We start from the raw sequence: 13,076 nt of genomic DNA, 5'->3' as shown, positions 1-13,076 counted from the left end.
ATTCTTTTTACTGTACTATTTATATTTTCTTTACACAATAACTTCGGTAGACCCATATTTTTGATATTGAAAGGCATAGTGTGAAAACGGAAATAAAGCAAAATATTGGCCCGAAACAAAATGCTATTGCTACTAATAATCTAAGTCAATACTTCCAATTCTACTCAGATTCAGACAACTATAGTGGTTCAGAAAAAACGAAAAAGGTGGAATATATTTGGGGTTAATAATACAGAATATTTGTAGGTTGAGCGCGATCGCTTTTCTCCTTGTTTCTATCTCTGCACGGGAATTTCGATGATAAACTCAGTTCCCTCTCCGAGTTGGGATTGACAAGCGATCGCGCCTTTGTGGTGTTCGACGATAATTTTATACCCCGTGGATAATCCCAGTCCCGTCCCGCTTCCCACGGGCTTTGTGGTAAAAAATGGCTCAAAAACCCGTTGGCGCGTCGCTTCGTCCATTCCCGTCCCATTATCCGCGATCGCAATTCTGACGCGGTTTTCCCCTAGAGTTTCGGTCCGAATGCGAATCGTTGGCGACTCTGAGGTGTTGCGATCGCTCGTCCTCAACGCATCGATCGCATTCGCGAGGAGATTGAAGAAAACTTGATTGAGTTGGCTGGCATAACAGGTCACGAGAGGAAGTTGCCCGTATTCTTTCAGAATAGCGATTGCGGGATATTCCGTGGTATTTCGCAAGTGATGCTGCAAAAGCATGAGGGTACTGTCAATATTTTCATGGAGGTCAACAGTTTTATATTCTGCTTCATCAAGGCGAGAGAAAACGCGCAACTCTTTGACAATACTCTCGATGCGCTTGGCTCCAACGTGCATCGAGTCGAGGAGTTTGGGTAGATCCTGCGCGACAAATTCGAGATCGATTTCTACCTCGGTTTCTTGAATTTCCTCAGAAGGTTGCGAATGATCTTGACGATAAAGTTCGAGTAGGTGAAACAAATCTTGAATATAAGTACGAGCCGGAGTGAGATTGCTATAAATAAAGCTAATGGGGTTGTTGATTTCGTGAGCAACTCCTGCCACCATCTGCCCGATCCCCGACATTTTTTCAGCTTGGATCAGTTGTGCTTGGGTTTGTTTGAGGTTTGTCAGGGTTTTTTCGAGGTCGAGGTTTTTCTCTTGCAATTGTTCCGTGCGTCGTTGGACTTTTTGCTCGAGGGTCGCGTTAGCTTGAGCGAGTTGTTGGTTAGCGATCGCTAAATTGGCATACAAAAGGGAATTTTCAAGGGCGATCGCAGCTTGTGCTGTCAAAAGTTGCAAGACTTCGAGGCGATCGGGGCTGAATACGCCGCCACTCGATGCGTGTTCGAGATAAAGTAGTCCAATGAGATTCCCTTGATGTAACAAAGGCAGACAGAGGAGAGATTGAGGGCTGGTAATCGTAAAGTATTCATCCCGAGCAAAGTCGCTTTGAGCGATATTATTGTCGAGAATGATGGCTTCGCGAGTGCGAATTGTATAAGTGAGAATGGATTGAGGAAGAGTGAAAGCCGGCAAATCCTCGAGAGGTTGAGATTGCAAAACTCGGATGCGATCGGGTTCGAGGGTAATCTCTGCTTCGACTTGCCAAATTCCTTCGCGATCGAGAATCAATACCCCTCGTTGAGCAGCAGCATTTTCGAGAATAATTTGCATCATTCGCGTGAGGAGGCGATCGAGAACAATTTCGCTCCCGATCGCTCGAGAGGCTTTGAGAATGCTGGCGAAATCAATAGTATCTGTAGAATTTTGGGTGCGAGTATTGGCAATTGTGGTGCGAATGTGAGAAAGAAAGGCTTCTCGTACCGGAGTACTGAAAAATTGCGGGTAGGTTTGCAGCAGGTGTCGAGTTTTGGCTTTTGCTCCCCAGCGATCGTAACAGAGATAGGCTTGTTGCAAGTAGGTGCGGGCGATCGCTTCTTTTTTGCGAGCGAGGTAGAATTTTCCCGCAAGTTCGTTGGCGAGGGCTTCTTCTTGCAAGTATCCATATTTTTTTGCACCTTGAATTGCACCATCGTAAAAATCAGAAGCCATTTCATATCGACCAAAAATGCGATAGCGTTCAGCTTCAACCAGATTGTATTTATGCAAAAAATTCATGGGAGCAGAATGCTTCCATTTCCTCATTTTTTTCTGGTATGCTCTAACTTTAGCAAGTAATTGTTTTTGTTGGGTCTGGGAGCGATCGGGATAAATTGCCAAACAAATGAGAGCAGCATAGAAATAAAAAAGAGCAGAAACATAACCGCCACGAATGCTATCAAGATATTTTTCAGCTTGAAGGTGATTGATTTCTGCTTCCCGGTAGGATGCAAACCAATAGAAAAACTGCAATTTAAGAATGTAAAAATAACCCAGAGCGCCGAGATCTTTCTCTTGTTGATGAAGAGTCAGGAATACGCTTTCATTGTAAGAATTTCCTTCGATACCGGGAGAATCCTCTGTTTCATCGATCAGCTTGATAATAATGTGCTGAAGGTGTCGAACTCTATAAAGCGCTTGTTTTTGTTTGAGTTTTTCGATCTTTTTACAATAGTTATTAATTTCTTGTTGGATACTGTTAAGATTTTTTCCTGTAAAAAATAAACTATTATTGTAAATCCCCAAACAATAGGCTGCAAATTCGATATCTCCAGTTTCTAGTCCACTTTTATAACCTTCAAGTAAAGGTTTTAATGTTTTTTTCAAGTGTTCTTGCCAATGAAGAATAAAGGTATTGAAGATCATAAAAACCTTAGCTCTCAGTTCTTTTGCCTTCAATTCAACCAATAATTCCCTACCCAATACACCGAATTGATATCCGGTTTGAAAAAGACTTAAAATCCCACAAAGAATCAAACCATAATTGCAATAAGCATAAGCCGATAAAGGGGCATTACCATATTTGAGCGATAGGCTCACTTGCTTTAAAGCAATAAGTCCAAAAAATTCAGGACTGGTAAAATAAGCAGCCGGCAAAACACCTGCTAAAATTCGTAGAGCCGCGAGCTTTCTTGGCTCTTTCATTTCGGGAAGACGAATCAAATCTTTAGGTCGCTTGTTAATGAGAGCAAGATTAATTTTACTTAGTGCCAAGAGTAGGTGTAACTTATTCGGCTTTTGAGGAAATTTAACCCCTAATAAGGCTAAGATATCTAAGGCTGCGTTTAGGGCTCGTTTGGGTTGACTTTTCGCAACATAACTCAGAATTCGAGCCTCGTAAACACCAACTTTATCGAGAACGGTTCGTGCGTGTTGCAAAACCAATTCGATCCATTGCTCCATTAACTCGAACTCGCCACAAAGATAAGCGGCTTCCACGGCTTCCTCGTGTAATGCGAAAGTTAATTCATAGTAATCTTGCCAACTGCGATTGGATAATAGCTCAATTCCTATTTTTAAATAGGTCAGTGCCGATCGCCGTGCTGCCGATCGATTAGCTTTTTTTCCTGCTTTTAAGTTCAATTCTGCTAACATACTCTTTTCCGATTGTTTGACGATATAGGCACGCGCTAAATTCAATTGATTGACAATATCAAAAATTTTTTTCTCTCGTTTATCCCTTGGTATTTCTACTAATAATTGCCGTCCGAGTAGTAGATGAAATTGTTGTTTTTCACGATCGGAAATGCGAGAATAGGCGGCTTGTTGAATGCGATCGTGAGCGAATTTGAACTGTAATTTTGTGTCGATTTTAATCTTTGCTTCAAGTAGCTTGTAGCTTTTGTTTAAAGGTAGAATAATTCCGCGATCGATCGCTTCTTGTAATGCGATCGCTACTTCCAAAGATGACGATCGAGCAATCCCCATCAAGGTCGATAAGTCAAACTTATTGCCAATACAAGCAGCGAGTTGTATCATTTGCCGGACTTCCGTGGAGAGTTTCTCTATTTTTCCCGCCAGTAACTCTACAACATTTGCCGTAATTTCTTGTTTGTGAATTTGAGTAATATCCCAAAGCCATTTCTGTTGTTGGGAATCAAAATGCAATAATTTTTCTGTATAAAGTGCTTTGAGAAATTCATTGAGGAAAAAAGGATTCCCGCCTGTTTTTTTTTGTAACAATGCTGCCAGAGGTTGCGCGATAACAGGAGAACATGACAGAGCATCAATAACAAATCTCTCAATTTCTGTTAAGGGTAACGATGTGAGAGAAATTTCGGAAATTTCGATACCTCCTTCGGCAATATCATTCAATGTCAGTATTAACGGATGTGCTGCATCAACTTCATTATCGCGGTAAGCTCCGATCGCCAAGAAATACCCCATATCGGGTGCAGTCATTAATAAATGCAGCAATTGCAAGGATGCAGAATCTGCCCATTGCAAATCGTCGAGGAAGATCGTGAGAGGACGATCGATGCAGGTAAAAACGCGGATAAAACTTTGCAGGGTTAGATTAAAACGATGTTGGCTTTCCTTTGCACCCAGTTGAGGGATTTGTGGTTGTTTCCCGATAATTAGTTCTAGATCGGGGACAATCTCTACGATCGCTCGCCCATTATTCCCCAGAGCTTGTTGCAGGCGTTCTCGCCATTGTTGCAATTCTGTTTCCGGTTCTGCTAAAAGTTGTCGTATCAAACCACTCAAAGCATGAGCAATTGCTGAATAAGGGATCTCGCGCTGAAATTGGTCGAATTTCCCCGAAACGAAGAAACCATGCTTGACGGTAATGGGTTTATAGATTTCGGCGATTAAAGCAGATTTTCCAATTCCCGAATAACCTTTGACTAGACAAAGTACGGGTTGTTGGCGATAAAGTCCCTCCTTGAAAGCCATCAGTAACGTAGCAATTTCGCGATCGCGTCCGTAAAGTTTTTGCGGAATTTGCAAGCGATCGCCGCGATCGTTGTGACCGAGTTCAAACGGTTCGATCTGTTTGTCTCGATCCCATTGTTGCCAGCATCGTTCGAGATCTGCCTTTAATCCATAAGCCGATTGATAGCGATCTTCTGCATTTTTCGCCATCAATTTGAGAATGATTTCCTCTACCGTGGGGGGAATCTTTCCTCTTCTCTCTGCTACTGGCTTGTTGTTAACAGATCCCTGTAAAACTGGAGGCATTTTGGCAATATGACAGTGAATGAGTTCCACCGGATCGGGATTGGCAAACGGCAATCGTCCTGTTAAAAGTTCGTAAAATGTTACGCCAAGGGAATAGAAATCGCTGCGATCGTCGATCGCTCGGTTCATGCGTCCAGTTTGTTCCGGAGAAATATAAGCAAGAGTCCCTTCGAGAGTATTGGCATTGCTAAAGGTCGTAACCTCTCGCGATCTCGCGGTAGAAATGCCAAAATCAATGATTTTAGCCTGTTTGGTCTCGGTATTGAGAACAATATTGCTGGGATTGATATCTTTGTGAATGATACCCGCCCCGTGAATTTGACCGAGACAATCTGCGATCGCAATCGCAAGTTCGAGAAATTCTGCAATCTTTAATTTTCCTGCCAACGCCAATTGTACGAGAGATTCCCCACCAAAATCCTCTATGACGATGGTCAAGCGATCGTCCCAAAAATCATACGCTTTAATTGCTCCGGCTCCGTCAAGACTGCGTGTAATCTCGTATTCTCGTCGAAACCAAGCCACATTTTCAGCATCGGTATAATCGGCTTTTAAGGTTTTGAGAATAACAGGTTGCCCATTAAGGACGCTACGATAAATAAAAGTCCGCCCGCTTTCGTAAAGTAGCTGCTCTCCAGTAATATTTAGTTCTGCTGGCATTTGGATTCCTTTCTCTGTATGAATTACAGCATACGATCGCAGTTTTCAAGTTGGCAACACCCTTGAAATTTAAGCTCTCCAATGCGCTCAATTTTATTTAGGAAATAAGAAATCCAGTGCGATCGGGATCTAACTTTGATGCGATGGCGATCGCAATTTCTTCATTATCAAAAAACTTTATAGAATCCTATAAAACTTCACATAAGAATCACTTATTCTCAAGAGTAAATTTTTCATTAGAGAATCGCGAACCAAAAAGGAAAAATGTCCTTTTCTGCCTGAACTGATAGCATAGCGATCTCGTTAATTCACGAGCTAATATCTGACCAGACGGCAAACTCGTTACCACTAGGTTCGGAGAAATGAAAACGGCGACCTCCCGGAAAGGGAAAAATCGGTTTGACGATCGCACCCCCCGCTTGTTCGATTTTAGCTTGGGTAGCCTCCAAATTCTGACTGTAAAAGACAATTAGAGCAGCACCGCGATCGGTGGATGAGGCTAAATCAGACTGAAAGAAACCCCCATCAAGGCCTTGGTGCGAAAAAGCCGTATATTCAGCACCAAAGTTTTGAAAAGACCAGCCAAAAACCTGAGTGAAGAAACGCTGAGTTGCCGGGATATCTCGGGCTGGAAACTCAACGTAGTTTATTTTTTCATGCTCATTCATGCTGCGATCCCTGCTTTCCTTACCACTATACAAGCAAAGCGATCGTGTTTATAATTGGCTTGGGGAGACCCTAATTATTTTGGTCTCAAGCCTCTCACTTTAACGGTCAGAACTGATAACGATTCACTGATAACTGATAACTGAAATGACTATTCCTCAACAATCTGAAATCCAATTTTTGACATCCGAAGAATCCGCAGATGTAGATGCGGCTTTGCTCTCTTCCTCCGAGAAATTCCTGACTCGCCTCACCATTTCTTCTCTGAGATTGTTAAAAGTTATTGCTACAGATTATAATATTTCGCCAGAGGAATTGACACATCAACAAATTGTTCAATGGTTTGAAAAAGATAGCAAAATTCGCCAAGAACAAGGGAAAGACGCAGCCGTTTTAAAATGGTAGGACCCAGCCATTCAACCTTTCTTCATCTTAGAATCCATACTGCGTAGATTTACCGATCGTTTCAGTGAGTTCGATAAAATGTCAATTTTTAAGATAGAATTAGCACTTCGCTCTCAATACAAGTAATTCGCGATCGCCTTCTTTGTCATTCGAGAGGATAGCAGAATTTTGCTTCCTTTCTCCTGCGATCGCGTTAATCCTAATATAAAATGAGGTCATATAAATTATGAGCATTCAAATTAAAGTTCCCAGTATGATGTGTGATGGTTGTGTCAAGGCGATCTCGACCGAAATTCAATCTCATTTGCCCAAAGCAAAAATCGAGGCCGATTTGGATCGTAAAATTGTTACAGTGGATACAACAGCTTCAAAAACCGCGATCGCAGAAATGATCGCAGCCGCCGGTCACGAAACTGAAAATTAGGGTGCTTCAAGCAGTCTTAGGGATAATTTATTTCCACCCAACAAAAGAAAAGACTGCTGTAAGAACATAAAAATCTAGAGGAAACCAAAAATAATGAGATATTCAACTCGGGTCATGACATGAGTTGCGATTGTCGGTCTATTGGGTTGCAAGATTTGCTAAAACTTTAAACAATCAGTCTGTTTTTTAAAGTTTATGTAAAGATTCAGGCCGATTTCATATTTATGTCAAAAAAAAGTGTTTCCTCTTCTGTACAACCATTTAGAGTAGGAAACGAATGATGATTACAACCTATAAAAATCAGAAAACGTTAAAAAGCCCTTCTCCATCTCCCCAAAAACGCGATCTTTTAGACCGACAGACTGGCATGAATGTCGCCACTGTCTTACTCATTGGCAGTAAGCATTTTACAACCATTTTTCTCGAACGATACGAGACCCCGATCGCGGCAGTCGCAGAAGCAACATCTAAAGCGAAGATTCTTGCTTGTGTCGGCCAATACCAGCCGGATATCGTTTTACTCGAAGCCGATCTTCTTAACATTCCGGGATTGTGTTGCGAGATCAAAAAAGCCAATTCATTCGGCGGCGTTTATTGTGTCGCGATCGAATTTTGTACTGCTGTCAATCCCTTTTCTCTAGAATCTTCTCAACATCTTCTCGACAGGGCTAAAGCCATTGAAAATCATGCCGATACTTATCTAAAAATGTCAGGTTTCGCCACTTCTGAAAAGTCTTGCCTTGAGGTAGAACAGCGATTGTTACAGGCTTATCTTCAAACTGCTTATCGTCAAGTGCAGAAATATCGAGAACTTCTGAAAACGAATGATTTTCTCTCTTCTCTTGCTCTCGCTGATGCCCTCACAGACTTAAGCAATCGTCGCGCCCTCGATTGGGATTTACCCAGACAGATCCAAAAAGCAAGAAACCGCAATATTCCTTTCAGTTTGGTAATTTTAGATGTGGATCATTTTAAATCCGTCAATGATAATCACGGTCATCTCGTTGGCGATCGCGTTTTGAAACTCTTCGCCACTCGCTTAAAAAATAATATCCGGATACAAGATACTATCTTTCGCTATGGTGGCGAAGAATTTGTCATTCTCCTCCAACAAACTGATACCGAGACGGCTATTGCGATCGCGGGTAGATTGTGCCAAATTATTCGCGAGACTCCGTTTGAGATCGATGGCAATTTAACCCTTTCTCTGACAGTCAGTATCGGGCTATCCTTATTGCAAGATGAAGATGATCCCCTCGGCATCAACCTTCTCAAACGTGCCGATTATAATCTTCTGCAAGCAAAATCAGCCGGCAGAAACCAAATTATTCATTAAATATTAGGTTCTATCGGATTCATCCTGCATTGGCAAAACTTTGACAGGATTTTGGCAGAACTTTTCGATGCAGCGTACAAACATTTCTACTCCCAAACACAACACGCTTTCATCAAAATTAAATCGAGGATGATGATGAGGAAAAGCGAGACCTTTAGCCGGGTTTGCCGACCCGAGAAAGAAATAACAGCCCGGTACTTCTTGCAAAAAATAAGACATATCTTCGGATGCCATTGTTTGACATTCTGGCACGACTCCTACCGGAGTTTCTAACACTTCAAAGGCCACAGAACGAACTAAATCGGCAATTTTTGCATCATTGATCGTGGGAGGATATAATCTCGTATAGTTAAACTCGTAAGCCGCCCCGTAACTCTGACAAATACCGGCAATAATCTCTTCAATTCGCCGAGGAAGAAAGGCGGCGAGATCGGGGTTAAAATATCTCACTGTACCCGTGAGGCGTGCGGTATCCGCGATCGCATTTTTTGCCGTTCCTGCATGTAGTTCTCCTACAGTTACCACGGCGGATTCAAGGGGGCTGACATTGCGTGCGACAATGGTTTGCAGTGCCGTGACAATTTGAGCGCTGACCACAATAGCATCAATGGTTTCTTGGGGAATGGCACCGTGTCCGCCTTGGCCGAGAATGGTACAGCTAAAGAGTTCTGAAGCTGCCATTAATGCCCCCGATCGCACGCCGATGGTCCCCCAAGGCAAACTATTCCACAGATGCAAACCAATAATACTTTCCACCTCGGGGTTTTTCAGCACTCCTGCATCAATCATGGGTTTTGCCCCACCGGGAGACTCCTCGGCCGGTTGAAAGATAATTTTTACCGTCCCGTTAAAATCCTCGCGATGTTGAGAGAGATAAAAGGCAGTTCCCAAAGCGATCGCAGTATGTCCGTCGTGACCGCAGGCGTGCATGATCCCCTCATGTTGAGACCGGTAATTTACCTCGTTTTCTTCTTGAATGGGTAAGGCATCCATATCGGCACGAAGGGCTAAGACTCGACCGGAATTTTTCCCCGCGATCGTGGCCGTAATTCCCGTTTTTGCGATTCCTGTTTGGTATTCAATGCCCCATTCTCGTAGTTTTTTGACGATGAATTCAGCCGTCTTATATTCTTGAAAACCCAATTCGGGAAATTGATGTAAATGTCGTCGCCACTCGACCAATTGAGGATGTAAGGTGCGAATCTGCCAACGAATTTGTGATAAGCGATCGGAGTTCGCAGTCGGAAATGTAGAAACCATTTTGAGCTATGATTTTATGTTTACTTTTCTGACAAAAATTTATTTTTATCTTGACAAAATTATTATACCTTCTCTGTAAAACTTATAATAGGAGAGAAACATTAATCTTCATCAGTAAATATAGCAAAAATCCCTTGGAAATCTCGCTCATAAGAATCTTGGAAATCTCTAATTGAAGGTGTTTTACAAACAATAGACAAGTTGCGATCGCACTAACTTCCTCCGCCGGGTAAACTCAACCGATAAAATACGATCGCGATCTTACGATTTTTTCATGTTTACGATACCTACCAATTTTCTTACAATTTTTAATTAGACAGATGAGGAGAGACGGTATGAAACGGTTCGCCTTCTGTCATCCTTAAAGTAATCGGGAGATTTTATCGTGGCTCATTTATTAAATTTGAACGAAGCTGGCGTAGCTATTCAAGGATACGATCCTGTCGCTTATTTTTCCGGTCAACCTCAAGCTGGCAATTCTGAAATTACTTCTACTTACGAAGGAGCGGTGTATTATTTTATCAATGCCGACAATAAAGCTCAGTTCGATACCAACCCGCAGCAATATATTCCTCAGTATGGTGGTTTTTGTGCGGTTGCCGTATCGGAAGGCAAAACTTTCCCCATTCAACCCAATACCTATAAGGTAACGGATGGCAAACTTTACCTCTTCTACAACGGTAAATTGGGCAATACCCAGCCTCAATGGGAGGAAGCCGAGCAAACTCGTCGAGAGAATGCCGACAAGCACTGGCAAAATGATGATTTGGTCGTTATTTATCCTTCTCTGGATTACTAAATCTCAATCAGAGCGAATTTTTTATTAGGGGTAGCGCATCTTAATACTTGCTACCCCAGCGATCGCGACACTCAACAATTATGCAAAATTACCATAAAACTATAATACCATCACTAACTTTCTATCTCGTTTGCTCCAAGCAAAAGTTTAAAATTTCTGTACACAATAGTTAGCTCGCTATTAAATCCACAAAAAGTACTTACCCTATTTAATATCGTATTAGTGTATTTACTTATCTCCTTTGCCTTAGCAGATTAACAACTCAATTTGAGATTTGCCGCTCTATATCCGATTTGGGTGAAAATAGCTCTTTTCTTTATCTTATTTTTATGGCACAATGGAAGTGCAGAGATGCGATAGATTATTCTGCCTGCGGTAAAAAAGGCAGAATAAGCAAAAAACTCTTAAATTAAGCACGCGGATAATTAAAAGAGTTTTGAGAATCGAGTACAATAACGAGATAGGAGATAAGTGTAATGAATGAAGTCTATTTGGCACTGCTCATTTTTGCAGAAGCGGCGGCTTATATATTAGCAATTTACGGTTTGTTAATACTTGCAAGAACTCAGTTAACTCGCAAGCGAGTTTAGCAAAATTATTGTTTGTTCTAACCGTAAATTCACGGTAAATTGGCCATAAATTAGCCATAAATTAGCCATAAAAAATGGGTTGAGCGATCGCGCTAAATCCATTTTTTAGGCATTATCCCAGAATCTTCTAAGTTGTAACAATCTATCAATTTTTATAGATAAAGTTGATAGATCAAAAATTATGTGGATGAGTTAATTCTCGATCGCAAGCCTTCCAATCACCTTCAAGTATATTTAGATTACTTGTACCATAAAGAATTTCTCCAGAAGTATATTGTTCTTTGTTGAACATCCACCCTCTACCTGACATTTCAGCTAGCATTCTTGGCAAACATCTCAGCAAAGCCTTGATTCTCGCTTCTTTTAGCTGAATGTAGTTCTGAACATTTGTGATGTTATCTATCAATATATTCCACTGACAATCGAGAGTCATATCCTTTTCGTTTTTATTGGGTAGCCAATCCAAGATTAGATTAGAATCACCAGCTACAGCATCATTTAATATTTGCGTCCATTCTTGACCTATTATTGCTTTACCAGTATTTCGATCTATCCCTCCAGAATATTTAGCTCTATTCTTACCAATCTCATCTGTAGAGAATTTACCCTTAATATATTCTAAACTCAAAATTTCAGGGGCAAAAGCTTGTCTAGGAGAAAGCTGGGGATTATTAATTCTAATAAGTTTTACTAACTCATCAATTTCGCTTGGCAGCCTCGTAACAATAGGACCAATATCACTAATTAGACCTGCATATTCATCTATCATATCTGCCACTTCATGAAATTGATTCACTCCATCAGGTGTAGCTAAGAAACTTTGAATTTCTAGAATATCTAGATTATCTGTTTTGATTTTTAACATCTGTAAAACGATGATAATGAAAGTTGCTTCTGCAAAAGCTGTTTTGCTTCTAACTTCCAAGGCTTTTTCCCAACTCATTGTTCTGTATCCGGAAGCCATTTCTTTGACTCCGATATATCTCTCTTGCCATACTTCACGAACATATTCAGTAAAGTCTGAGTAAGAAGTTTCAATTTCTTCAACTAAGTTTAAAATTCTCATATTGGCTTCATTGTGTACTAAAGCCAAGTCGTTCAAGGCAATCGAATTTAAGATTGGTGTTTTTTGTAGCAGTCTAAAAAGACATGGCTTTCTTCCTTCATGTTCGACAAATACCTTACGGTTACCATAATCACTGTTAATAACAAAAAAATCTTCAAGGTGATTAAGTTTAGAAAAGGCTTGAGCATGCTTATCGCAGAGAGATAGTAAGAATTTTTTTCTTTTCTCTTTCCTTTGAGTTTCAGAATCTTCCAAAGTAAGCTGTAGACTTTCTTCTAGAATGTCAAATCCTATGATTTCAAAAATATTTTGAAATAAAATAGCTTTGATTCCTACTTTTATCTCTTCTGGTAGCTGCAAATCTAAACCCAATATAGGTTCTAAGGCTGATAGAATAGAGGCATAATAACCTAACAAACCTCCAATTGAATTCATGTATTTGGCAAGTTTTTTCTCTAGATTTTTATAACATTTACACCTAATTTTATTTAACAAAAGATCGAAAAAATTATCAAAATTTTCTGTTTTAGTCAAAGATATATTTAATTGTTCAAATTGAGCAGGTTCTGCCGTTAATAGGTTAAGAATTTTTGCTAAGTTATTATCACCTCTTCTTAATCCACTTAGTATGGATTGAATGGCAGAATCTTTTAATTCAGGGATTAGAAGTTTAGGGGAGATATTGGTTTTAATCTGGTATGCTTCAGATTTCAACTGGAATTGAGTTGTCATAGCTAATAAGCAATGAGCTAGTAAAATAAACTTAGTTATTGTTTTATCAATAGAATTATAGAGATCGAGCAACAACAAGGGTTGTTGTCTGCTTCA

At 40.6% G+C, this 13,076-nt stretch carries 8 protein-coding genes; 4 read left to right on the top strand and 4 right to left on the bottom strand.

Annotation, left to right across the window (positions count from 1 at the left end; translation table 11 throughout):
- Positions 1 to 275: 275 nt before the first annotated feature.
- On the bottom strand, positions 276 to 5,702 hold the full coding sequence (locus AC6RV6_RS24515; protein ID WP_500243514.1) for a trifunctional serine/threonine-protein kinase/ATP-binding protein/sensor histidine kinase: 5,427 nt from the start codon (positions 5,700 to 5,702) through the stop codon (positions 276 to 278).
- Between the two features lie 308 nt (positions 5,703 to 6,010).
- Positions 6,011 to 6,370, bottom strand: a complete 360-nt coding sequence (locus AC6RV6_RS24510) for a VOC family protein (RefSeq protein WP_500243513.1) — start codon at positions 6,368 to 6,370, stop codon at positions 6,011 to 6,013.
- 145 nt (positions 6,371 to 6,515) lie between these two features.
- Between AC6RV6_RS24510 and AC6RV6_RS24505 the strand changes: the two genes are divergently transcribed.
- The 3 genes from AC6RV6_RS24505 to AC6RV6_RS24495 all read left to right on the top strand — a co-directional run bounded on the left by AC6RV6_RS24505 (position 6,516) and on the right by AC6RV6_RS24495 (position 8,533).
- Entirely contained in the window at positions 6,516 to 6,773 is a 258-nt protein-coding gene (locus tag AC6RV6_RS24505) for an NDH complex assembly factor CRR9 (protein WP_500243512.1), read from the top strand.
- Between the two features lie 226 nt (positions 6,774 to 6,999).
- Entirely contained in the window at positions 7,000 to 7,197 is a 198-nt protein-coding gene (locus AC6RV6_RS24500; RefSeq protein WP_500243511.1) for a heavy-metal-associated domain-containing protein, read from the top strand.
- 277 nt (positions 7,198 to 7,474) lie between these two features.
- Positions 7,475 to 8,533, top strand: coding sequence for a GGDEF domain-containing protein (locus AC6RV6_RS24495; protein WP_500243510.1), 1,059 nt, complete (start codon positions 7,475 to 7,477; stop codon positions 8,531 to 8,533).
- 3 nt (positions 8,534 to 8,536) lie between these two features.
- Here the strand turns inward: AC6RV6_RS24495 and AC6RV6_RS24490 are convergent, their stop codons facing one another.
- Positions 8,537 to 9,793: a M20 metallopeptidase family protein gene (locus tag AC6RV6_RS24490; protein WP_500243509.1), complete on the bottom strand. Its 1,257-nt coding sequence runs from the start codon at positions 9,791 to 9,793 to the stop codon at positions 8,537 to 8,539.
- A gap of 385 nt (positions 9,794 to 10,178) precedes the next feature.
- Here AC6RV6_RS24490 and AC6RV6_RS24485 point away from each other — a divergent pair, with 385 nt between their 5' ends.
- Positions 10,179 to 10,592: a YHS domain-containing (seleno)protein gene (locus tag AC6RV6_RS24485; protein ID WP_500243508.1), complete on the top strand. Its 414-nt coding sequence runs from the start codon at positions 10,179 to 10,181 to the stop codon at positions 10,590 to 10,592.
- 762 nt (positions 10,593 to 11,354) lie between these two features.
- Here the strand turns inward: AC6RV6_RS24485 and AC6RV6_RS24480 are convergent.
- Complete coding sequence (locus AC6RV6_RS24480; RefSeq protein ID WP_500243507.1) at positions 11,355 to 12,980, bottom strand: hypothetical protein; 1,626 nt, start codon at positions 12,978 to 12,980, stop codon at positions 11,355 to 11,357.
- Positions 12,981 to 13,076 lie beyond the last annotated feature (96 nt).

The sequence above is a fragment of the Spirulina sp. LEGE 11439 genome (assembly GCF_059821285.1).
The sequence above is the reverse complement of the archived record's forward strand: the minus strand, read 5'-3'. Positions and strand labels throughout refer to the sequence as shown.

Coding starts and splice junctions, on each gene's coding strand:
- AC6RV6_RS24510 (WP_500243513.1), bottom strand. CDS start 6,370: ATGAATGAGCATGAAAAAATAAACTACGTTGAGTTTCCAGCCCGAGAT.
- AC6RV6_RS24490 (WP_500243509.1), bottom strand. CDS start 9,793: ATGGTTTCTACATTTCCGACTGCGAACTCCGATCGCTTATCACAAATT.
- AC6RV6_RS24515 (WP_500243514.1), bottom strand. CDS start 5,702: ATGCCAGCAGAACTAAATATTACTGGAGAGCAGCTACTTTACGAAAGC.
- AC6RV6_RS24500 (WP_500243511.1), top strand. CDS start 7,000: ATGAGCATTCAAATTAAAGTTCCCAGTATGATGTGTGATGGTTGTGTC.
- AC6RV6_RS24505 (WP_500243512.1), top strand. CDS start 6,516: ATGACTATTCCTCAACAATCTGAAATCCAATTTTTGACATCCGAAGAA.
- AC6RV6_RS24480 (WP_500243507.1), bottom strand. CDS start 12,980: ATGACAACTCAATTCCAGTTGAAATCTGAAGCATACCAGATTAAAACC.
- AC6RV6_RS24495 (WP_500243510.1), top strand. CDS start 7,475: ATGATGATTACAACCTATAAAAATCAGAAAACGTTAAAAAGCCCTTCT.